Raw genomic sequence first — 22,190 nt, 5'->3', positions numbered from 1 at the left:
TAATGGCATGGCTTTATTGTTATATTATAATCATTTAAGCCAAAAGACGCTTTACTGTTTCTGAAATTGCACGACCTTCAGCACGACCTGCCAAAGCCTTTGAAGCTACACCCATAACTTTACCCATATCTTTAGGTCCGGCTGCGCCTACCTGTGCAATAATGTTCTTCAATTCGTTTTCAAGCTCCTCAGCACTTATCTGCTGTGGCAAATATTTTTCCAAAACAGCTACCTGAGCCAATTCGGCATCAGCCAAATCCTGACGTCCCTGACCAACATAAATAGAAGCAGAATCTTTTCCCTGTTTTACAAGTTTCTGAATCAACTTCAATGCATCAGCATCAGAAAGTGTATCATTTGCACCCGGAGCAGTTTTTGCTTCCAGAAAAACTTTTTTTACGTTTCTCAAAGTTTCCAAAGCTACTTTGTCTTTCGCTTTCATTGCGTTTTTAATGTCTTCACTGACCTTTTCAAACAAATCCATATTATAGAATTTTATTATTAAAAACTAATCACTGCTTTATTTCCTGAAGAAGATGAACCACCATTATTATCGTTGCCAGATGTAGGCACACGGCGGAACTGCATAACGTCTCTGCTGTTTCGTTTATAAGTTGGTGTATTCTCAAGGAAATTTATAAATGTATCGTCATCGTCTTCCAGTTCCTTTGATGAAAGCACCACAACTTCGGCACGAGGGCGGAAAGACATATAACCTTTATAATAACGGCTGATAAGATTGTTTTCCTCTTCTTTCTGTTTCTGTAGAGCACGTTCACGCTCTGCGGCAGCACGACGTTCCTCTTCCGAGCCAATAGACTGCTGCTGGTCTGACAATACATCTTCCAAACCAAAACCGGTAACAAGAATAGTAATCTTTATCTTTGAACCGAGAGAATCATCAAATCCATGTCCCCATTTAACTTCGTATTCAGTGTTGAATCTTGCCATGAAATTATGGATATCATCCATTTCATCAATTCTCAAAGCATCTTCATGACTATAATAAATAACGAAGGCAACTCGCTGGGCATTGAATATATTATCTATATCGTTTACTAATGTACTTCTCAAGGCTTCATCGATAGCACGCTGCAAACGTCTTTCACCTTCAGCATAACCAACACTTATCAAAGCTACACCACTATTGCGCATAGTAAAGTCAACATCGGCAAAGTCGACATTCTGCTCTAAATCTGTAGTAATGATTTCTGCAATACTTTTAGCCGCAACTGTCAATGTTTCGTCAGCCTTCTTATAAGCCTGAGGAACACTCATTCTTTCTTCAGAATAAAGCTCGCGCAAACGCTCATTGTTTATTACCAACAGAGCATCTACATTCTGCGCCATTTCTTTTACACCCTTAACTGCCTTTACAATCTTAGGACGACCTTCGAAAAGGAACGGGATAGTAACAATACCCACAGTCAATATTCCCATTTCCTTAGAAATCTTAGCTACGATAGGTCCGGCACCTGTACCTGTACCTCCGCCCATACCGGCAGTGATAAATGCCATCTTAGTTCCATCGTTAAGCATAGAACGGATGTCACCTTCACTTTCCATAGCGGCTTTCATACCTCTTTCAGGAACGTTTCCCGAACCAAGTCCGCTGGTTGTGTTACGGCCAATAAGCAATTTATTTGGTACTTCAGACTTATGCAATGCTTGATTATCAGTATTACATAAAACAAAAGAAACATTATCAATACCTTCTTTATACATATTAGTAACGGCATTACCACCACCGCCACCAACTCCAATAACTTTAATCAAAGTCTGCGAGTATGAAGGAACTCCAAAATTTAGTATTTCATTATCCATGATACTAGTATTTTATGTATTATACTGATTAATAATCTTTATCATCAACATTCGTCATTTTGTCGAACATATCCTTAAAGCCTGAGAAGAGTCCACCGAAATGACTTTTCTTTTGAGACTTTTTATTATTATTGCTCTCTGTTGAATTATTTTGCTTCTCAGTCTCAGTTACTGTTTGTTTCTGGACATTAGCATCCTCAACAGAAACTCTAGGCTTTTCTTCCACTATAACTTCAGGCTTAGGGACTACAACCTGAGGTTCAGGTTTCTCCACTTCCTTAACTTCAGGAACTTTCTTTTCAACAGGTTTGCTTATAATTGTTGGAATAATCTTATGTTCCGGCTCGGCAGGCTTCTGCATACAGTTTTCTTTACCCTGCAACAACAAAGCTGCGGCAAGAGTATATTCTGTATTGTTGACAATCATATCCTTTGAGTCAACCAAGTCACGACGAGCTGAAGCATAACGCACTTCCATATTCAGACGATTGCTCAACGCTTCACGCATATTCTTCAAAGCAGAACCACCTCCGGAAATGACAACCTTATAATTTGATTCTTTTGTTATACCAGCATCAGCCAAACGAGCATAAACATTCTCAATTATCTCTCTTGAACGAGCCTCAACGATTTCATTCAAGTCAATAAGTTTGATTTCACTCAAACCAACTTTGTCAGTTCTGCTTATCTCGATTACCTGTTGTTCTGAATCTTTTTCTATGATGGCACTACCATAAGCTCTCTTCAAACGCTCTGCTTCCTGTTCAGAAACATTCAAGCTCTTGATATCACGAGTTATCAGATTGCTACCGAAAGGCAAAACATAAAGCATCTGTAGTTTACCGTTCTTATATGCAGAAACAGAAGTAACTCCTGCACCGAAATCAATCAAGATGCAGCCCTGTCTTTTCTCCTGCTCTGTCAAGACGAAATCACCCAAAGCCAATGGAGAAACAATTATTGCTGGGATTTCGCACTTTATTCTTGCAGCAAGATTCTTTTCAATAGAAGAACGCAACAAAGGACGTCCTACTATAAGCTTATATCTTGCCTCAATTCTTGAACAAGTAACACCTATAGGATTAATATCTTCCTTTCCATCCAAATAATACACAGGAGCAGCTATAGCAAAAACATCAATTTTTGAAGGTTTGTAAGTTAAACATTCCTCATCCAAACTCCTCAACACGCTTTCAGTTATTTCAGTTTCCGTACCAAGAACTTTTGATACGACGTGTTCAACAGAATGAAGAGAATAACCACCAATACCAATATATACTTTTGATATTTTTGCCCCGCCTAGTTTATTTTCAAGCTTCCGAAGCAAGGCTGTTATTTTATATGCTGTATCCTCAACATTATATACACATCCTCTCCTCATACACATATCGGATTTCTCCAATTCGTATATAATGTTAGTCAATGCACCTGATTCGTTCTTAGTCCCGACCATTCCGACAATATGAGATGTCCCAAGGTCAATAGCTGCTATAAAGTCCGTGTATATCATATTATTATCTTTTTGTACAAACAATCTGGTTTTTATATTTTAAATTTATAATACTATACTTTTCCCATCCAACTTTAGGAATTGCCTGTTGATAAAACAACATTAAATTATCAAGTTTCTCCCGAAAGTCCGAGAAAGAGCCTAGTAAAATTCTATGCTTTCCAACTCTTGGTATTAGTTCAACATCGCCATCCGGATGAACAAATATCTGCTCTATTTGATTATTCCAGAATTCATCTTCTTGCAAAAATAATGCAAATTTGTATAAATCTGTCATTGCAAACTCTTTTTCAATAGCACCACTTGCTACCGGAACCAAAGCAACATATCTACGGCTTAAGGCCATTGAACTACCTTTATTGTCGATATAATAAGATTTGGTTGGAGTTATCACCCTTAAAATAGGCATTTTCTGCTCCACTTCCATTTTAATCTTATTTGATGGAGTCTTATAAACCTGAACATCTGCTATCATATCATTCTTACGCAGAACATTTTCTATCTGTTCAGTATTTATTTCATCAATAGGCTCGTTAAGTATTTTCACACCTTCACGTCGCAATATTCCTCCCAAATCTGCTTCATTGATGAAATGTTTGTCCAAACTGTCACGTACAACAAACAAGACATCCTCACAAACAGCATCATGCGATTTATGAGTAAGCAATAAGGAAACAACTAATATATATCCACAAAGAATAGTTGCAAGCACTATAGATAATGTTCTAACCACGATTCTCCAAAATTTGTTTAACAGGCTCAATCAATCTGTCAATATTACCGGCACCAAGCATTACTACAACTTCAAATGTCGATAAATTAGACTTGATATAATCAAGTAATTCCTCTTTTTTTATCAAATGTTTATCAGATATTGTGACATCTTTGAATATAATTTCAGATGTTACTCCCGGAATAGGCTCTTCCCTTGCAGGATATATATCCAATAAAACAAGCTCGTCCAACAAAGACAAACTAGATGCAAAATCTGATGCAAAATCACGCGTTCTCGAATAAAGATGCGGCTGAAATATGCCTGTTATTCTTTTACCGGCATAAAGTTCTTTAACTGAGACAATACTTGCTTTTAATTCTGCCGGATGATGAGCATAATCGTCTAGTAATACTATATCATCCTTTTTCAAATGGAAATCAAAACGACGTGCCGGACCTTCAAAAGAAGCCATACCTTTACGGATTTCTTCCTCTGTGACACCGTTAAGAAAAGCCAAAGCCATCGCTGCTACACCATTCTCTATGTTTATCTTAACTGGAACGCCTAAAGATACATCTTTAATTTCAACTTCCGGACCATAAAAGTCAAATATTATTTCGCCATTTCCAATCCTGATATTTTTTGCATGGAAATCGCCGCCATCAGAAGCCGAATATGTATACATCCGTACATTTTCATTCAAACGTGGTTTGATGTTTACTCCTTTTTTCAAGAGCAAAACTCCACCCGGCCTTATAAGAGAAGTAAAATGTTCGAAACTTTCTCTATACGCATCTTCTGTTCCGTATATATCCAAATGGTCTGGGTCAACAGCCGTGATGACAGCCATATACGGACTCAGCCAATGAAAAGAACGGTCATATTCATCAGCTTCAACAACAGTCAAGTCGCTTTTATCCGAGAGCATCAGATTGCTATTGTAATTCTTCAATATTCCACCAAGGAAGGCATTACAATCAACATGCGACTGTTTGAGCAAATGAGCCAACATCGAAGATGTTGTAGTCTTTCCGTGAGTTCCGGCAACACATAATCCTCTTGAGCTCTTAGTAATAATACCAAGAACTTGTGCTCTCTTCATAATTTCAAATCCATTGTTTCTGAAATATGAAAGCTCACTATGAGTATTAGGAATTGCAGGAGTAAAAACAACAAGTGTAGATTCCTTGTCCTTGCAATAGTCCGGTATCAGACATATATTATCGTCATAATGTATGTCTGCTCCTTCTTTTATAAGAGTTTCGGTTAAATCAGAAGGAGTTTTATCATAGCCGGCAACATTTTTACCTTTTGACAGGAAATAACGAACCAAGGCACTCATTCCGATACCACCAGCTCCAACGAAATATACTGATTTAATTGTTTCTATATTCATATTTGTTCTTTCTTATATAAGACAAATAACAAAAGTTATTTTCGTTCTATAATACTTACAATTTCATCAACTATTCTATCAGCACTATTATGAAATGCCATTTTAGAGATATTATCGCTAAGCTTCTGCAATAACATATCATCATTCACAACCTCAAGTGCTTTTTCAACTAGTTGCGAACGTGAATCAGCATCTGAAATCATAATTGCAGCTTCCTTGTTCACCAATGCCTGGGCATTCTTTGTCTGATGGTCTTCTGCCACATTTGGTGAAGGAACAAGTATTACCGGCTTCTTCAAAACGCAAAGTTCGGAAATTGTTCCTGCCCCAGCTCGGGATATTACCAAATCTGCAGCTGAATAAGCATAATCCATTCTGGAAATAAAATCAGAACACCAAACCGGTATTCCCAAATATGCCTTTAGATGGCGGATTGCATCTTCGTGATAATAACGTCCAGTCTGCCATATTACCTGAACATCCGAAGCAAATAATTTATCCAAACCGCCTTGTATACTATGATTAATAGTTCTTGCGCCCAAACTTCCTCCAACAACCAATATGGTTTTCTTTTCAGGTGAAAGTCCGAAGAACTTCAATGCTTCTTCTCTTTTTCCTTCCTCAAATTCCAAGTCTTTCCTGACAGGGTTTCCTGTCAAAACAATCTTTTCCTTTGGGAAGAACTTTTCCATACCATCATATGCTACACATATTCTGTCTGCTTTTTTAGACAACAGCTTATTTGTAACTCCTGCGTATGAATTCTGTTCCTGTATCAATGTCGGTATACCAAGAGAGGCAGCACTCCATAATGTTGGTCCACTTGCATAACCTCCCACACCGATAACAATATCAGGCTTAAACTCATTTATAATATTCTTGGCTTGTCCCAAGCTGACAAAAAGCTGCTTTAAGACTCGGATATTCTTCAACAAAGATGAACGGTTGAATCCGCATACAGGCAAACCTTTTATTTCATAACCTGCTGCAGGTACTTTTTCCATCTCCATTCTATCTTCTGCTCCAACAAAAAGAATTTCACATTCAGGGAAACGGCTTCTCAATGTATTGGCTATTGATATTGCCGGGAAAATATGACCTCCTGTTCCCCCACCACTTATTATAAATCTATATTGTTTCATCTTAGTTCTATTTTATCAATATTAATTCCTCTGTTTTGCCAAATTATCGTCCGATACGTCAGGAACCCAATTAGCCACATCTTCTTCCGAAATTGTTATTGGCAATACATTTTCTTCGTCTTTCTTTTCCTCTTCAGGGAAATCATCTACCTCATTTCCCATATTTGCGGCAAATCGGCTTACACTAAGTATTATTCCTATATAAACACAACTAATAACCGTTGATGTTCCTCCACGACTTATCAACGGAAGAGGTTGTCCTGTCACCGGTATAAGATGCACAGCTACTGCTAGATTAATAATAGCCTGAAGCCCCAATAGCAATCCGCATCCAATTACAAGAAACTTAGGGAAAAGACTCTTACATTTATTAGCTATCATCCCAACTCTAACCAAAAGGACCAGATACAAGAACAAAAGGAACACTCCTAATATAAGACCTCCTTCCTCAAGTATTATCGAATAAATAAAATCAGAAAATGCCTGGGGAAGAACATCTCTCTGATCGCCATATCCGGGACCTTTACCAAAAACGCCACCTTTTGCGATGGCAATTTGTGAATGCACTACCTGGAAATACTCATCCTTAATCTTTCCATTCTCTTCCACCATAGGTTCGTCTGAGGAGAATTTTTCTATTCGGGATTTCCAGGTCACAAATCTATCAGGAAAAAAACGACTGTTAACCAAGCTATCCGGAGCAAATTTCAAGAACATTACGAATAACATCAATGCTGCTCCCAATGATATACATAACTTAGATATACGTTTAAATGATACTTGTCCTATTGTCATCATTATTATTGTAAACCCAAATAACAACAACGCTGTAGAACCGTTTGTAGGGAAAATAGCTCCACAAATCAAACCAGCACCAGTCAGTATAGTCCAAAATATCTGTTTATCAGTCAATATATCCCGCTTACTTAAAAGTAAAGCAATGAAGCTGATCAATGAAAGTTTTGCTATTTCCGAAGGTTGAAACTGAATGCCAAAAATTTCCAACCAACGACGTTCTCCATTTATCTCAACTCCCCACTTCAATGTTATAAGAAGAAGTATAAATACAAAAGGTAAAGCAATGCCCAACCATTTAAATTTACCATATGGTATATTATGAAACACTAATATACCGACAAGCCCCGCTCCTAAAAAAGCAGCATGACGAACGATTGGACTTATAATACTTGCGCTTTTATAGGCTATAGTACTTGTCGCACTATAAACAAAAACCAATGAATACAGACATAGCAAAAAGAAAACAATCCATATTACTCGGTCTCCTTTAAATAATCGTTTGAATAACTCTACCATATTATTGTTCTCCTTCCTTATTCAATAAAAACAATTACGTTTATCCATGAACCGGCAATACAAGATTCATTTATATTGACCAATTTGGCAGACAACACCATAGGCTAAACGCACAAACAAGGACAAAACCAAATGCGACATTAAAGATTACGGACACATTCCTTAAACTGACGGCCACGATCCTCATAGCTGTTAAACAAGTCGAAACTTGCACAGCAAGGAGACAACAGAACTGTATCACCTTTCTTAGCCATCTGATAAGCCAAATCAACAGCTTCTTTCATTGAACGGGCATCCGCAATATTCTTACCCATTGAATCAAAGAATTTATGCAGCTTGGCATTATCCACACCTAAAAATATCAGGCTATGAACTTTTGATTCTACCAATTGCTGTATTTCAGTATAATCATTACCCTTATCAGTTCCTCCCAAAATCAATACAACAGGAGTTGTCATACTTTGCAAAGCATACCAGCATGAATTTACATTTGTAGCCTTTGAATCGTTTATATAATCTACACCACGAACTCTGGCCACCTTTTCCAAACGATGTTCCACACCGGCAAAATCACTCAGAGAAGCTCTTATCTGCTCGTTGTGTATATCCATAATTTTAGAAGCAATACTTGCTGCCAAAGAATTATACAGATTGTGTGTTCCTGTCAACGCTAAAAGTTCTTGATCCATGGTAAATTCCCCGTTTATTGTTTCTATTTTTATTTGCTTATTGTCAACATATCCTTTTACACCTTCGCTGTATGATTCGTCAAAAGGATAAAGTGTAGCTTTCGGATTATGCTTTTCAATTTCTTTCCGGATAATCGGATCGCTGTTCCAATATATAAATGCATCCTTTTCTGTCTGGTTCTGAATTATGCGGAACTTAGCATCAATATAATTCTGCATTTCATAATTATATCTGTCCAGATGATCAGGAGTGATATTCAACAATATTGCAATATCAGCCTTGAAATCATACATATTGTCCAACTGGAAGCTGCTCAATTCAATAACATATACTGAATGAGGATCTTCGGCAACCTGCAATGCCAGGCTGTTTCCAACATTTCCGGCCAATCCTACATCTACTCCGGCTTGTTTCAGAATATGATATGTAAGCATTGTTGTTGTTGTCTTTCCGTTACTTCCAGTGATACATATCATCTTTGAATCAGAATAACGACCGGCAAATTCGATTTCAGAAATAATATGTATGTTCTGTTCCTTTATTTTCTTTATTATAGGAGCTTTATCCGGTATTCCCGGGCTTTTGATTATCTCATCAGCATTCAAGATTTTTTCCTCAGTGTGCAAACCTTCCTCCCATTCTATTTTATGAGAATCCAGCATTTCCTTATATTTAGGTTTAATTGAAGAACTGTCTGATACAAACACCTCAAATCCTTTAGCCTTAGCCAAAACAGCAGCTCCACAACCGCTTTCACCAGCTCCTAAAATAACTATACGTTTCATCTTAATTATATATTTATGTTCCGCAAACCATAAAAGGTTATCAACACAGAACTAAAGTTATACTCTGTTTCTATCTCATCTTTAATGTAACAATAGTAATAACAGCCAGAATTATACCTATCAACCAGAATCGAACAACTATCTTTGATTCCGGAACCACATTCAGTGGTTTTTGTATAATTGCCTGTATTCCCATATTACCAGCCTTCTGGAAATGATGGTGCAAAGGAGTCATCTTAAATATTCTCCTTCCTTCGCCATATTTCTTTTTGGTATATTTAAAGTAAAATACCTGCATCATTACTGAAAGACTCTCTGCAAGGAATATTCCACATAATATAGGTATCAGCAATTCTTTACGGATGATTATCGCAAAAACTGCAATAATACCGCCCAATGTCAAGCTTCCGGTATCACCCATGAATACCTGTGCAGGATATGCATTATACCAAAGGAATCCTACAGTAGCACCGATGAATGCAGAAGCAAACACCACAAGTTCTTCAGCTCCCGGTATAAACATTATATTCAGGAAGGAAGCAAACTCAACGTGCGACGACATATATGCCAATATACCCAAGGCTATACCAATTATCGCCGAAGAACCAGCAGCCAATCCGTCAAGGCCATCAGTAAGATTTGCTCCGTTAGAAACCGCAGTTACTACAAATATCACCATCAAAACAAAAACTACCCATGCAGCTTCTTCCTTATAATCACCGGCAAACTCAACTAATTTCGCATAATCGAAATTGTTGTTTTTCATAAAAGGTATAGTTGTTTTTGTTGATTTGGTTTCTTGCGGATGAAATTTTACTTCTTGCAACATCTCACCCTTTCGGACTTCTATATTTTCTCGAATCACAACATCTGGACTCAAGAACAAAACCAAGCCGACAATCAGTCCAAGACCAACCTGACCTATAATCTTGAAACGGCCATGCATTCCTTCTTTGTTTTTCTTGAACACTTTTATATAGTCGTCGGCAAAGCCCAATGCTCCAAGCCAAACAGTTGTTATAATCATCAATAGCAGATAAATATTCGTTAGCTTAGCGAAAAGTATTGTCGGGACCAATATTGCTATAATGATAATTATTCCACCCATAGTCGGAGTGCCTTTCTTGCTCATCTGTCCTTCAAGACCAAGATTTCTTACAGTTTCGCCTATCTGCAAATATTGCAGTTTGTCGATTATTCTCCTGCCAATAGCTGTTGCAATAAACAAGGACAAAATCAATGCCAAACCTGATCTGAACGAAACATATTTGAACATTCCGGCACCCGGAAAATCCAATTGATCCAAATAATTAAATAAGTAGTATAACATTTCTCACTTAAGCTTGCTGTGTTAAAAATATTTCTCTTAATTTTTCTCTGTCATCAAAATGATGTTTTACTCCTGCCACTTCCTGATAATCTTCATGTCCTTTTCCTGCAACAAGAATTACGTCTCCTTTGTTTGCCAACATTGCAGCTGTCTTTATAGCCTGTGCTCTGTCGGTAATACAAACTGTTTTCTCTTTATCCTCCGAATTCAAGCCTTCAAGCATATCATTAATAATATCTTCAGGTTTCTCAAATCTTGGATTGTCTGACGTTAATATAACCTGGTCACTAAGTTTCACAGCTTCTTTCGCCATTATCGGACGTTTGCCTTTATCTCTGTTTCCGCCACATCCAACAACTGTGATTATTCTGCCGGAACCTTCCAATACTTCGTGAATACTGTTCAACACATTAGTCAAAGCATCCGGAGTATGTGCATAATCAACTATTGCCGTATAACCTTTCGGAGAGCGAATTGTTTCAAATCGTCCTGATACCGGATGAAGCGAACTCAACACCAACAGAATTTCGTCCGGCGACTTGCCCAATGATACTGCAGCACCATAAACTGCCAATAAATTATATGCATTGAAACGGCCTACGAAATTCACGAACACCTCTTTATTGTCAATCAACAATTCTGTTCCTTCGAAATGAGCTTCAATAATTTTTGCCTTGAAGTCTGCCATCGACCTTAATGAATAAGACAATTTACGAGCAGCTGTGTTCTGAAGCATAACCATTCCTGATTTGTCATCTGCATTTGTAAGAGCAAAAGCATATGGTGGAAGGTCATCAAAGAATTTCTTCTTAGCTTTCAAATAGTTCTCAACAGTCTTATGATAGTCCAAATGGTCTCTTGTCAAATTAGTAAAAATACCGCCATTGAAATCCAATCCGCTTATTCGCTTTTGGTCAATAGAATGTGAACTGACTTCCATAAATGCATACTCACATCCGGCTTCAACCATTTGCGCCATCAATGAATGCAATGTTATGGCATCAGGTGTAGTATGTTCAGTCGGTATTGGCTTGTCATCAATATAGTTACATACTGTTGATATAAGTCCAACCTTATGACCCATTACACGAAACATATTGTAAAGCACCGTAGCAATTGTTGTCTTTCCATTTGTTCCGGTAACTCCAACAAGTTTAAGCTTGCGTGAAGGATTATCATACCACTGCGAGATAAGCAAACCCAAAGCTTCTGCCGAATCAGGGACTACAACAAAATTACATTCAGACTCCATACCGTCAGGTATTTCCTCACAAACAACAACTGAAGCGCCCTGGTTTACTGCTTTCTCTATATATGCATGTCCGTCAGAAACTGTTCCGCGAACTGCTACGAACATATCACCTTCAGCAACTTTCCTTGAATCAGACTGAACACCTGCTACTTCAACTTCTGCATTTCCATGCAGAACATATATTTTTAATGCCTTAACTAAATCTTCAAGTTTCATAATTTATCTCAGTATTAAAGAAATTGTTTGTCCTTTCACTATTCGTCTTCCAGGTAAAATACTTTGTGACGCAACTCTGCCCATACCATTTATATGTACGCGCAAACCTTTTGATTCCATAAGATAAATAGCGTCTTTGGCTCCCATTCCAACAACATTAGGAACCAATTCGTCTTTTATATTTATATCTTCAGCCACCAAAGTGTTAGCGTCTGGATTACTATTTACTTTTACCCATTGCTGTTGAGTCAGACTGTCGGTATCCAAATCAATATCCAACTCTTCAAGAACTGTTGAAAGAGCATTCAAATCTCCAGATTTAACTGAAGGATATAACACAGCCATTGAATCTCGAGCAATTTCTTCTACATTATTAATAGTATGGCTTGCATATATCTTCTCAGCAATTGCTCTCACAACACCACCGGACATTACACCGCCGGAAGGATAACCGATTCTTGGCTGTCGGATAACTACAATACAACTGTATTGAGGTTTTTCTGCCGGGAAATATCCGCAAAACGAAATCTGGTGTCCTGCTCTTCGGTAAACACCGCCGGAAGCAATCTGTGCCGTACCGGTTTTTCCTGCTATATTAATAACCTCAGAGTCAACCGCACGTCCTGTACCATGCTTAACAACTCCCAACAACATGCTCTTGATTATTTCCAACGTCCTTTCCGAGCATATAGATTCACGGACAACTTCTGTTGAAAAGCTTTTCACAACTTTTCCATTATTCACTATCCTTTTAGTGAATATAGGGCGAATCATCTTTCCTCCATTTGCTATGGCATTATAGAATGTCAGAGTATAAATAGGAGGAATCTGAGTTTCATAACCGAATGACATCCATGGCAAAGTAGTTTTTGACCAATAACGAAGTGTATCATCCGGACGGCGGATTTTAGCTCTTCCGGCACCAGGAATCTCCAAATGCAAATCCTCATTCAAGCCAAGTCGATACAATCCTTCAACAAACTTTGTCGGGTTATTTTCATAGCCTTTCAATATTATCTTGGCTACACCAATATTTGATGAATTCCAGATAGCCTGTTCTGCCGTAATCTTCTTGTATCCGCCTCTGTTGTTGTTATGGTCTGTCATTCTAGAGCCATGATACATATAAATACCATTTCCTGTATCAACCGTATCACCTGGCTGGCAAACACCATCTTCCAACGCTACCATCATTGAAGCAACCTTGAAAGTTGAACCCGGCTCTATCTCGTCTGCAACAGCATGGTTCTTTGTTTCAGCATAAACTCCTTCACGGATACGAGCCATATTGGTAATAGCCTTGATTTCTCCGGTTGCAACTTCCATTACGACTGCAGTTCCCGAAGCGGCATCAATCTTTTTCAACATATCAACCAATGACTTTTCAGTTATATCCTGAATATTTATGTCGATAGTTGAAATAATATCCATACCGTCGATAGGTTCAACTTCCGTAACATTAGTCCATCGTCCACCAATTCGACGAACTGAACTTACTCCAGGAACACCACGGAGCAAAGAATCGTATTGCAACTCCAAGCCATTCTTTCCTCTTGAAACTCCGGATGTATCAATCTCACCATAAATATCTCCAATAGTTCGTGAAGCCAAAGAGCCGAAAGGTTTCTCACGCTGAACCATTTCCCTATAATAAAAACCACTCTGATATTTATTCTTCAGGCGCAGGAACGGGAATTTCTTCATTTCCTTAAGTTCGTAGTAAGAGACTTTACGCTCAACCAAAAGGAACTGTCGGCTTTTTGAAGCAAGACCTCTTCTAAGGTATGCCTTATATCCTGCAGGTGTCTTATCCTTGAACTTTCTTGAAAGATAAATTGACAATGAATCTATTCCGTTATATTTGGAATGCAAGAAAGTATCTGTCAAAAAAGGACCGGAACGGAAATCGATATATGTATAATATCGTGGCACACTTGTTGCCATCAGCTTCCCGTCGCAAGAATAAATATTTCCACGTCCAGGCTTGATTGTATGGTTCGGACGCACCTGATGCTTTGCAACTTCTTCCCATTGGCTTTTTTCAACGAACATAATTGTGCATGTTCGCCAAATAATAGCTACCAGAACAAGGCTCAGGATAAAAATCGCAATATTATAATATACCCAGATTCTCTTATTATTGTCCTTAGGTTTGTCCTTTATTTCGTTTTCTTCAGTTTTCATCATTTATACAGTTCATATGGAGGGGTTTTCGCTCCTTCCAAATCAATTCCTTGTTCTTCGATAAGTAACTCAACCTGAGACTGGCGGCTGTTGCCGGTCAATTCTGAAGAAATAGACAATGCTTCAAATCTGACGTCACGTAATTGCTGTTGCAAACGGTCTATCTCATTCAACTTCTGGTCGCAAGTATATCTGTTAGTTATTGCGAAGAAAATCAAACAAATAACCAACACAACCATACGTGTATGTTTGACTATAAAGTCTTCTTTCAATATACCACCACCAAGTATATACCAAATTGATATATGTTTTGAATCTTTATTTTCCGGCATTTTACTTATTCTTTTATATTGAGTCAAACTTCTTTATGCTTTTACAATTTCTCCGCAATTCTGAGTTTTGCGCTTCGTGAACGCGGATTGCGCTGTATTTCTTCCGCTGACGGAACAATTACTTTATTGTTCACTGTTTTGAAAGGAGAAGCTACATTTCCGAAAAAGTCCTGCTCCACTTTTCCTTCAAAATTACCAGTCTTGATGAAATTCTTAACCAAACGGTCTTCCAAGGAATGATATGTGATGACTACAAGTCTTCCTCCAGGTTTAAGAATCTTCAATGTGCCCAGCAACATTTCGCGCAAAGCTCTCATCTCATCGTTGACCTCGATGCGAAGAGCCTGGAAAATTTGCGCAAGCACTTTCTTTTCCTTGTCTTTTCCAACGAAAGGTTTGGCTATTTCAAGCAAATCGGCAATCATCTCAATTTTCTTTTCCGAACGATATCTAACAACAGCCGAAGCAAGTTTACGTGCTGTTTTCAACTCTCCATAGAGATAGAACAAATCAGCCAAAGCTTCTTCGGTATATTCATTAAGCACATCGGCTGCAGTTGCGCCCGCACGTGTATTCATTCGCATATCCAAAGCTCCGTCGAATCTGAAAGAGAAGCCTCGGTCTTTATCGTCAAAATGATGAGAAGACACTCCTAAATCTGCCAAAACAGCATCAACATTACCAACCTCACCATGATAGCGCATGAAATTATACAGGTATCTGAAATTGCTACGGACAAAAATGAAATGTTCGTCATCCGGTATATTTTTCTCGGCATCCGCATCCTGGTCGAAACCGTAAAGGCAACCATCATCTCCAAGGCGTTTCAATATGGCACGCGAGTGACCGCCTCCGCCGAAAGTAACATCCACATAAGTGCCGTCCGGAACTATATTCATGCCTTCCAGACTTTCCTCAAGCAACACAGGTATATGATAATTAAATTCGTTATTTTCCATTTCTTAGCGTTCAAATTAATACACGGATTATGCCACATAGCTACATCCCTATCAATTAGATTGTAAAGTTACATATTTCCATATACATGAACATATCAAAAATGGCGAAAAGTAAGAAAAAGTTTTCAACAGGTATTTATCCGCAAGTTATATGAACGGCTGAAAATCCAATCTATCACCAAGTCAAGCTTTTTAATATTGAAATGTTTCAGGCATATTTCCAGAAAAACCAATCTATAAGCCACTTCTCTAACAGAATCTCTTATCTCAAACTACAAATACTTTCGCTATAGTTTTACAAGTAGTTATTTAAGTTGAAAACTAAGTCTTAGTTTATACAAATTAAATCTAAGTTTTTAGAAACCCAAGCTTAGTTTCTATAATCTAAGACTTAGTTTTAAGATTATAACGGTAATTATTGATTTTACAAGAAATATATCTGAACTTTAAATAAGGATTTTATAATACAATATCATTATGTTTTAAAGTTTTAACAATCAATATGGAACACATCTGATAGTATTAAATTAAAAAAATCATTCGGCAAAACATCTGACATACTATTTTTCAAGTAAAAGCACATAATATTCAAAAAAAGGAACAATTGAACACTCCATTTGATTATAATATAATATATTTGCAAAAAATATATAACAAAACATGATAAACGAAAATGTTCCTCAAATAGACATTAAAGAAATTCTGTACAAAAAGGCTCCATCTGCAGCCAAGAAAGTTCCGGAATTTCTGATAAACTATTTGAAGCGCACTATTCATCAAGATGAAATCAACTACATTCTAAGGGAATATAAAGACCTGGATGGTGTAGATTTTATGAAAGCGCTTATTAAATATTTCGGTATAACAATAAATCCTAACGGCTTGGAAAATATACCAACTGATAAACGCTACATATTTGCATCTAATCACCCATTGGGAGGACTGGATGGAATTTGCCTGTCGGCTTTAATTGGTGAGAAGTTCGACAATAATATTCTCTATCTTGTGAATGATTTGTTATTATTTATACCTAACTTACAGTCAATATTTATTCCGATAAACAAACATGGAGCGCAAAGCAAACGGAATGCGACACTGATTGATAATGCGTATTCGTCGGACAAACAAATACTGACATTTCCTGCCGGATTATGTTCCAGAAAAGAAAACGGCGTTATATCTGATTTGGAGTGGAAGAAGTCGTTTATACAAAAATCCGTAGAATATAAAAGAGATATTGTTCCGGTTTTTTTCGAAGGAAAGAACTCTAATTTCTTCTATAATATTGACAAACTCAGGAAATTTGTAGGCATCAAATTCAATGTTGCCATGATTTATCTTCCTGATGAGATGTTCTGCAGTAAGCAGAAAGTGTTTAATGTTTACTTTGGCAAGCCGATTCCATGGCAAACTTTTGACAAAACAAGGAAAGCCGACGAATGGGCAAAGGAAGTAAGGAATATTGTGTATAATCTCAAAGCAAAATAATAAATTCGCATATGAAAGACATTATTTCACCTGTTGACAGAAATTTGCTTAAACAAGAGCTTACCAAGGAAAAAATGCTTCGACGGACGAATAAGTCGAACAATGAAATCTATATCATTACAGCCCAAGACTCACCCAATGTTATGCAAGAGATTGGAAGACTGCGCGAAGCCGCTTTCAGATTCTATGGAGGAGGAACAGGAGAAGCTGTTGACATAGACGAATTTGACACGATGCCGGATGCTTACAGACAGCTTATCGTATGGAATCCGGATGATGAGCAAATACTTGGCGGTTATCGTTTCCTCTGTGGTTCTGATATCAGATTTGACAAAGATGGCAAACCTGTACTTGCTACATCACATCTTTTCAATTTCTCACAGAAATTCATAAAAGAGTATCTGCCTTATACCGTTGAATTAGGTCGCTCATTTGTTGCATTGGAATATCAGGCGACACGCAACAGTAGCAAAGGTTTGTTTGTCCTTGACAATTTATGGGACGGACTTGGAGCATTGCCGGTAGTAAATCCAACTTTGCAATATTTCTTTGGTAAAGTTACGATGTATAATACATATAATACCGAAGCAAGAAACATGATTCTCTATTTTCTGAAAAAACATTTTCCGGACGAGGAATCTCTTGTTTCACCAATATATCCATTGCAAACTGACACTAATGAAGATTTGATGAAAGATTTGTTCTGTAACAATGATTTCAAGGATGATTACAAAATACTGAATCAGGAGGTGAGAAAATTAGGCATAAATGTTCCGCCACTTGTAAATGCGTATATGAGTCTTTCTCCAAAAATGAAAGTGTTTGGCACAGCAATCAATCACGAGTTCGGAGAAGTAGAGGAAACAGGAATATTAATCAAGATTGATGAAATTCTGGAGGAAAAGAAAAAAAGGCACATCGAAACATTCTTGAAAGAGGAATGTGGAAGTCCAGATATTCTGAAAAATGCATAAATATAGAAACAAAAAAAATCCAACTAACTAATGTTAGTTGGATTTTTTATTAGCAGAATATTTAATATTATTCAGCACGCAAAGTCAAACGTTTGAAAGACAAGATCTGCAATTCAGGATCAGCTTCCTTCATTGTTTCTCTTACAGTCTTCTTACCGTCCATGATATCTTCCTGGTTCAACAAGCAAACTTCTTTCAAGAACTTGCTCAAGCGACCTTTAGCGATATTTTCAATCATAGCCTGTGGCAAGTTAGCTGCTTTTTCAGCAGAAACTGTAGCGATGATTTCTTTAGCTTTAGCAACGTCTTCAGCTGTAATCCAGCCTTTAGCCATGTTGCTTTCCATATGATCTTCGCTGTCAACGTGAGCAGGATTGATACCAGCTTTCTTCAAAGCAGCTTCAACAGCTTTCTGAACCTGTTCAGCTTTAGTCTTTTCGATAGCAACCTGGATTTCTGATTCTTTAACTGATTCAGGAACGCCAGCTTCATCGATTGCGATTGGGTTCATAGCTGCAATCTGCATAGCTACGTTGTGAGCAGCAGCAGATTCTTTGTTAAATGCAGCGATAGTACACAACTGGTTTTTGTTCATATGGTTGTAAGTAGTTACGTATGCACCTTCAACTACGCTATAACCATCCAATTCCATTTTTTCACCAGTGATACCGCTACGGTCAACAACTGCATCCTGAATAGTTCCGTTACCCATTGGCAAAGCCTTAACTTCGTCCAAAGTCTTACATTTGTTAGCAACAGCAGCATCAAGGATAGCCTGAGTCAAAGCAACGAAATCAGCGTTCTTAGCAACGAAGTCAGTTTCACATTTCAATGCGATAACAGCAGCGAAACCACCATCTTTCTTTGCCAATACGCAACCTTCAGAAGCATCGCGATCAGAACGTTTTGCAGCAATAGCCTGTCCTTTTTTACGGATAATTTCCATTGCTTTATCGATGTCACCGTTAGACTCTGTCAAAGCCTTCTTACAGTCCATCATACCAGCTCCACTCATTTTGCGAAGCTTGGTAATATCTGCCATAGTTACAGCCATAATATTATTCTTTTATTTATTAGTATTAAAGTCGGTTTAAAATGAAAATGGACAATTGACAATTGACAATTATAAAGACTGCCAATGCCAATTGTCCATTATATTTTGAATTTAATCTTCAATTGTCAATGTTCAACTGTCAATTGATTATTCTTCGTCTTTAGCGTACTTACCAGCAACGTTAGCGTTCAAAGCTTCTTCGTCTTCTTTCTTAGTACGTTCTTTCTTTACAGCTTTAGCTTTACGTTCTCTTTTTGGAGCTTCGCCTTCACCAGCTGCTTCAGCATCAACTTTTTCAGCTTTGCGTTCCTGCAAACCTTCGTTCATAGCTTCGCAGATAGCACCCAAGATAACTTCTACTGATTTTGTAGCGTCATCGTTAGCTGGGATAACGTAATCAACGTTGCTAGGATCTGAGTTTGTATCAACCATACCGAATACAGGAATACCCAAACGGTTAGCTTCACGAACTGCGATATGTTCTTTCATTACGTCAACAACGAACAAAGCAGAAGGAAGACGAGTCAAATCAGCGATTGAACCCAAAGTCTTTTCCAACTTAGCGCGCTGGCGAGTAATCTGTAATTTTTCTCTCTTTGACAAATTATCAAATGTACCGTCTTTTGTCATCTTGTCGATAGTAGCCATCTTCTTGATAGCTTTACGGATAGTAGGGAAGTTTGTCAACATACCACCCGGCCAACGTTCGATTACGTATGGCATACCAACAGATGCAGCCTTATCAGCAACAACTTGTTTAGCCTGTTTTTTAGTAGCAACGAAAAGTACTTTCTTACCTTGTTTAGCCAAGTTTTTCATTACTTCTGCTGCTTCATCTACTTTAGCAACTGTTTTATAAAGGTCAATGATATGAATACCATTGCGCTCCATGAAGATATAAGGAGCCATAGCAGGGTTCCACTTTCTTTTTAAGTGTCCGAAGTGAACACCAGCTTCCAATAATTGATCAAAATTAACTCTTGACATTGTTTTTTCTTTCTTAAATCGTTTACATTCTTTGTTTATACAACCTTCAGGTAGTCATTCTGCACATCTGCATGTAAAATGAATCCTGTAAGTTTAGATACTAAACGCTTTTTCAGTTCTTTAGTTTTTGAGTTTTTAAGTTCTTGAGCCGGCAAACCGACAAACTTATAAACTAACAAACTTACAAACTCAAAATTAACGTTTACTGAACTGGAATCTCTTACGAGCTTTTGGACGACCCGGTTTCTTACGTTCAACAGAGCGAGGATCGCGAGTGATGAAGCCTTCTGCACGTAATGCAGCTTTGTCTTCCGGATTAATCTTAACCAATGCACGAGCGATAGCCAAACGAGCAGCTTCTGACTGACCCTTGAAACCACCACCGTCCAAGTTGATCTTAACATCATACTGTTCTGCAACGTTCAATTTTGCTAACGGCTGCTTTACAATAAACTGAAGAATTGATGAAGGAAAGTAATTTGCAAGATCGCGGTTGTTGATTGTAATCTTTCCTGTTCCTTCGCTGATGAATACGCGAGCAACTGCGGCTTTACGTCTTCCTATTGCATTTACTACTTCCATTGTTATTATTTATATGAGTTTATATCGATTGACTTAGGCTGCTGAGCTTCGTGCTTGTGTTCTGTACCTGCATAAACATACATATTGTTCAACAGTTTTGCACCAAGACGATTCTTTGGCAACATACCTTTTACTACTTTACGGAACAAATAGCTTGGACCCTTAGCCATCAAATCGGCTGGAGTGTATTCAATCTGTCCACCTGGATAGCCTGTGTATCTCAAATAAACACGGCTGTTCATTTTGTCACGAGACATAACTACTTTGTCTGCATTGATGATAATTACGTTATCACCACAATCAACGTGCGGAGTAAAATTTGGTTTGTACTTGCCGCGCAAAAGTTTTGCTACTTTTGCACAAAGACGACCCAAAGTCTGGCCTTCAGCGTCAACGATGACCCATTCTTTGTTTACAGTTGCTTTGTTTGCAGAAATGGTCTTAAAACTTAAAGTATCCACTGCTTAAAATTTTAATAATTAATAAATCAAAAAAACTTTCTTATTCTATTGCCGCTACGGACACATGCAACGACAATGTCCTAAGAACTAAACTTTTAGTACAATTTGATAATAATCGGCTTGCAAAATTACTACTTTTATTTGAAATACAAAAATTTTTATATGATATTCAGCAGAATATCTCATAATAAAGTATAAAACAAAAAAACAATAGTCTTTTTCGCTAAGCAATCCAAAAGCTTTACGAAAAAGACTATTACATATTTATATTGTTCAGTATTTACTTTCTGAAAAAATACCCTAGAGAAAATGTAACATTATTCTGAAAAACTGAAGACTCACCTTTTCTCTCAACAGAACGCCTGTCCAAAGTTCCACATAAAGCATCTATTGAGAAAAAGAACTTACTGTATTCCACAGCTATACCAAGATTGACTCCCAAATCAAAGCGTTTCAGATCCTTCTCCTTTTCAACTCCAAAGTTTATATCCGAATCTAATTCATTGCTTTGAGTATTAGTTTTGCCAAACAACGAAAAATCCAATGCCGGACCAGCAAATACCGAAAATAGTATATCTGATAAATTAAATGAAAAGGCTAAATTGACTGGTACCTGTATTGAATAATATCTATACTTATTATATGCTGCCAACTCAGACTGTACGGGTTGTGAATAATAGCTTCCTCCCTGATTCACAAATGCTATCTCAGGACGCAATGAAAGACGTTTATAAAGGTGAATATCAGCAATACCAGCAACACTGAAACCCATCTTTCCTCCCGACATATACGAATCTTCAAAACGCTGAGTCAATGAAGAGTAGGAACCTCCGGCACGAACGCCGAATTCCACCTGCCCCATTGCTGTCGTTATCACCGAAAGCATAACTACTATAAGCAACCCCAATCTGTTCATAGACTTCTATTTTTTACATTATAATAATAAGGTAAGAAATACACAGGAAGAGCAAAGAACAACTCAACGCTATCAATTT

Annotated in this window: 20 protein-coding genes; 2 read left to right on the top strand and 18 right to left on the bottom strand. The window is 37.6% G+C overall.

Annotated features, from left to right (window positions below):
• Positions 1-34 precede the first annotated feature (34 nt).
• From ACYIAR_RS11020 to rsmH, 13 genes are all read right to left on the bottom strand, one after another.
• Positions 35-484 (bottom strand): GatB/YqeY domain-containing protein, encoded by a 450-nt coding sequence (locus tag ACYIAR_RS11020; protein ID WP_480329610.1) that lies wholly within the window; start codon positions 482-484, stop codon positions 35-37.
• A gap of 17 nt (positions 485-501) precedes the next feature.
• The gene (gene ftsZ / locus ACYIAR_RS11015; RefSeq protein WP_480329609.1) at positions 502-1,824 is read right to left on the bottom strand and encodes a cell division protein FtsZ; all 1,323 of its coding nucleotides are present in this window, start codon (positions 1,822-1,824) and stop codon (positions 502-504) included.
• Positions 1,825-1,852: 28 nt separating this feature from the next.
• On the bottom strand, positions 1,853-3,334 hold the full coding sequence (ftsA, locus tag ACYIAR_RS11010) for a cell division protein FtsA (RefSeq protein ID WP_480329608.1): 1,482 nt from the start codon (positions 3,332-3,334) through the stop codon (positions 1,853-1,855).
• Between the two features lie 4 nt (positions 3,335-3,338).
• Positions 3,339-4,067 carry a cell division protein FtsQ/DivIB gene (locus tag ACYIAR_RS11005; RefSeq protein WP_480329607.1) on the bottom strand — a complete coding sequence of 243 codons (729 nt, stop codon included), beginning with the start codon at positions 4,065-4,067 and terminating at the stop codon, positions 3,339-3,341.
• The gene (gene murC, locus ACYIAR_RS11000) at positions 4,060-5,445 is read right to left on the bottom strand and encodes a UDP-N-acetylmuramate--L-alanine ligase (RefSeq protein WP_480329606.1); all 1,386 of its coding nucleotides are present in this window, start codon (positions 5,443-5,445) and stop codon (positions 4,060-4,062) included. Before murC ends, ACYIAR_RS11005 begins: the two co-directional genes overlap by 8 nt.
• A gap of 35 nt (positions 5,446-5,480) precedes the next feature.
• Entirely contained in the window at positions 5,481-6,587 is a 1,107-nt protein-coding gene (gene murG / locus ACYIAR_RS10995; protein WP_480329605.1) for an undecaprenyldiphospho-muramoylpentapeptide beta-N-acetylglucosaminyltransferase, read from the bottom strand.
• 21 nt (positions 6,588-6,608) lie between these two features.
• Positions 6,609-7,901, bottom strand: coding sequence for an FtsW/RodA/SpoVE family cell cycle protein (locus ACYIAR_RS10990; protein ID WP_480329604.1), 1,293 nt, complete (start codon positions 7,899-7,901; stop codon positions 6,609-6,611).
• 140 nt (positions 7,902-8,041) lie between these two features.
• Positions 8,042-9,376: a UDP-N-acetylmuramoyl-L-alanine--D-glutamate ligase gene (gene murD, locus ACYIAR_RS10985; protein ID WP_480329603.1), complete on the bottom strand. Its 1,335-nt coding sequence runs from the start codon at positions 9,374-9,376 to the stop codon at positions 8,042-8,044.
• Positions 9,377-9,446: 70 nt separating this feature from the next.
• Positions 9,447-10,706, bottom strand: a complete 1,260-nt coding sequence (gene mraY, locus ACYIAR_RS10980; RefSeq protein ID WP_480329602.1) for a phospho-N-acetylmuramoyl-pentapeptide-transferase — start codon at positions 10,704-10,706, stop codon at positions 9,447-9,449.
• Between the two features lie 7 nt (positions 10,707-10,713).
• Positions 10,714-12,174 carry a UDP-N-acetylmuramoyl-L-alanyl-D-glutamate--2,6-diaminopimelate ligase gene (locus ACYIAR_RS10975; protein ID WP_480329601.1) on the bottom strand — a complete coding sequence of 487 codons (1,461 nt, stop codon included), beginning with the start codon at positions 12,172-12,174 and terminating at the stop codon, positions 10,714-10,716.
• Between the two features lie 3 nt (positions 12,175-12,177).
• Entirely contained in the window at positions 12,178-14,358 is a 2,181-nt protein-coding gene (locus ACYIAR_RS10970; RefSeq protein ID WP_480333631.1) for a penicillin-binding protein, read from the bottom strand.
• Positions 14,358-14,690: an FtsL-like putative cell division protein gene (locus ACYIAR_RS10965; RefSeq protein WP_480329600.1), complete on the bottom strand. Its 333-nt coding sequence runs from the start codon at positions 14,688-14,690 to the stop codon at positions 14,358-14,360. Before ACYIAR_RS10965 ends, ACYIAR_RS10970 begins: the two co-directional genes overlap by 1 nt.
• Before the next feature lie 41 nt (positions 14,691-14,731).
• Positions 14,732-15,649 (bottom strand): 16S rRNA (cytosine(1402)-N(4))-methyltransferase RsmH, encoded by a 918-nt coding sequence (rsmH, locus tag ACYIAR_RS10960; RefSeq protein ID WP_480329599.1) that lies wholly within the window; start codon positions 15,647-15,649, stop codon positions 14,732-14,734.
• A gap of 660 nt (positions 15,650-16,309) precedes the next feature.
• Between rsmH and glsA the strand changes: the two genes are divergently transcribed.
• Both glsA and glsB read left to right on the top strand, forming a co-directional pair.
• Complete coding sequence (gene glsA, locus ACYIAR_RS10955) at positions 16,310-17,137, top strand: lyso-glycine lipid O-acyltransferase GlsA (protein ID WP_480329598.1); 828 nt, start codon at positions 16,310-16,312, stop codon at positions 17,135-17,137.
• An 11-nt stretch (positions 17,138-17,148) separates the two neighbouring features.
• Positions 17,149-18,111, top strand: coding sequence for a glycine N(alpha)-acyltransferase GlsB (gene glsB, locus ACYIAR_RS10950; RefSeq protein ID WP_480329597.1), 963 nt, complete (start codon positions 17,149-17,151; stop codon positions 18,109-18,111).
• 67 nt (positions 18,112-18,178) lie between these two features.
• On the opposite strand, the gene tsf is transcribed toward glsB, so the two are convergent.
• The 5 genes from tsf to ACYIAR_RS10925 form a co-directional block, all read right to left on the bottom strand.
• Positions 18,179-19,165, bottom strand: coding sequence for a translation elongation factor Ts (gene tsf / locus ACYIAR_RS10945; RefSeq protein ID WP_480329596.1), 987 nt, complete (start codon positions 19,163-19,165; stop codon positions 18,179-18,181).
• Positions 19,166-19,312: 147 nt separating this feature from the next.
• Positions 19,313-20,152: a 30S ribosomal protein S2 gene (gene rpsB / locus ACYIAR_RS10940; protein WP_480329595.1), complete on the bottom strand. Its 840-nt coding sequence runs from the start codon at positions 20,150-20,152 to the stop codon at positions 19,313-19,315.
• A 195-nt stretch (positions 20,153-20,347) separates the two neighbouring features.
• Positions 20,348-20,734 (bottom strand): 30S ribosomal protein S9, encoded by a 387-nt coding sequence (gene rpsI / locus ACYIAR_RS10935; protein WP_480329594.1) that lies wholly within the window; start codon positions 20,732-20,734, stop codon positions 20,348-20,350.
• 5 nt (positions 20,735-20,739) lie between these two features.
• Complete coding sequence (rplM, locus tag ACYIAR_RS10930; RefSeq protein ID WP_480329593.1) at positions 20,740-21,195, bottom strand: 50S ribosomal protein L13; 456 nt, start codon at positions 21,193-21,195, stop codon at positions 20,740-20,742.
• A 280-nt stretch (positions 21,196-21,475) separates the two neighbouring features.
• Positions 21,476-22,111 carry a porin family protein gene (locus ACYIAR_RS10925; protein WP_480329592.1) on the bottom strand — a complete coding sequence of 212 codons (636 nt, stop codon included), beginning with the start codon at positions 22,109-22,111 and terminating at the stop codon, positions 21,476-21,478.
• Positions 22,112-22,190: the final 79 nt, after the last annotated feature.

It is taken from the genome of Parabacteroides sp. KHUB-01 (assembly GCF_056640935.1).
This window is presented reverse-complemented; position numbering and strand designations above follow the sequence as displayed.

What these genes read in the sequence shown, in the direction of transcription:
- rsmH (WP_480329599.1), bottom strand. Translation starts at nt 15,649, where the DNA reads ATGGAAAATAACGAATTTAATTATCATATACCTGTGTTGCTTGAGGAA.
- ACYIAR_RS10990 (WP_480329604.1), bottom strand. Translation starts at nt 7,901, where the DNA reads ATGGTAGAGTTATTCAAACGATTATTTAAAGGAGACCGAGTAATATGG.
- rpsB (WP_480329595.1), bottom strand. Translation starts at nt 20,152, where the DNA reads ATGTCAAGAGTTAATTTTGATCAATTATTGGAAGCTGGTGTTCACTTC.
- glsA (WP_480329598.1), top strand. Translation starts at nt 16,310, where the DNA reads ATGATAAACGAAAATGTTCCTCAAATAGACATTAAAGAAATTCTGTAC.
- tsf (WP_480329596.1), bottom strand. Translation starts at nt 19,165, where the DNA reads ATGGCTGTAACTATGGCAGATATTACCAAGCTTCGCAAAATGAGTGGA.
- ACYIAR_RS10925 (WP_480329592.1), bottom strand. Translation starts at nt 22,111, where the DNA reads ATGAACAGATTGGGGTTGCTTATAGTAGTTATGCTTTCGGTGATAACG.
- ACYIAR_RS10965 (WP_480329600.1), bottom strand. Translation starts at nt 14,690, where the DNA reads ATGCCGGAAAATAAAGATTCAAAACATATATCAATTTGGTATATACTT.
- murG (WP_480329605.1), bottom strand. Translation starts at nt 6,587, where the DNA reads ATGAAACAATATAGATTTATAATAAGTGGTGGGGGAACAGGAGGTCAT.
- ftsA (WP_480329608.1), bottom strand. Translation starts at nt 3,334, where the DNA reads ATGATATACACGGACTTTATAGCAGCTATTGACCTTGGGACATCTCAT.
- murD (WP_480329603.1), bottom strand. Translation starts at nt 9,376, where the DNA reads ATGAAACGTATAGTTATTTTAGGAGCTGGTGAAAGCGGTTGTGGAGCT.
- ftsZ (WP_480329609.1), bottom strand. Translation starts at nt 1,824, where the DNA reads ATGGATAATGAAATACTAAATTTTGGAGTTCCTTCATACTCGCAGACT.
- ACYIAR_RS10970 (WP_480333631.1), bottom strand. Translation starts at nt 14,358, where the DNA reads ATGAAAACTGAAGAAAACGAAATAAAGGACAAACCTAAGGACAATAAT.
- glsB (WP_480329597.1), top strand. Translation starts at nt 17,149, where the DNA reads ATGAAAGACATTATTTCACCTGTTGACAGAAATTTGCTTAAACAAGAG.
- murC (WP_480329606.1), bottom strand. Translation starts at nt 5,445, where the DNA reads ATGAATATAGAAACAATTAAATCAGTATATTTCGTTGGAGCTGGTGGT.
- rpsI (WP_480329594.1), bottom strand. Translation starts at nt 20,734, where the DNA reads ATGGAAGTAGTAAATGCAATAGGAAGACGTAAAGCCGCAGTTGCTCGC.
- ACYIAR_RS11020 (WP_480329610.1), bottom strand. Translation starts at nt 484, where the DNA reads ATGGATTTGTTTGAAAAGGTCAGTGAAGACATTAAAAACGCAATGAAA.
- mraY (WP_480329602.1), bottom strand. Translation starts at nt 10,706, where the DNA reads ATGTTATACTACTTATTTAATTATTTGGATCAATTGGATTTTCCGGGT.
- ACYIAR_RS10975 (WP_480329601.1), bottom strand. Translation starts at nt 12,174, where the DNA reads ATGAAACTTGAAGATTTAGTTAAGGCATTAAAAATATATGTTCTGCAT.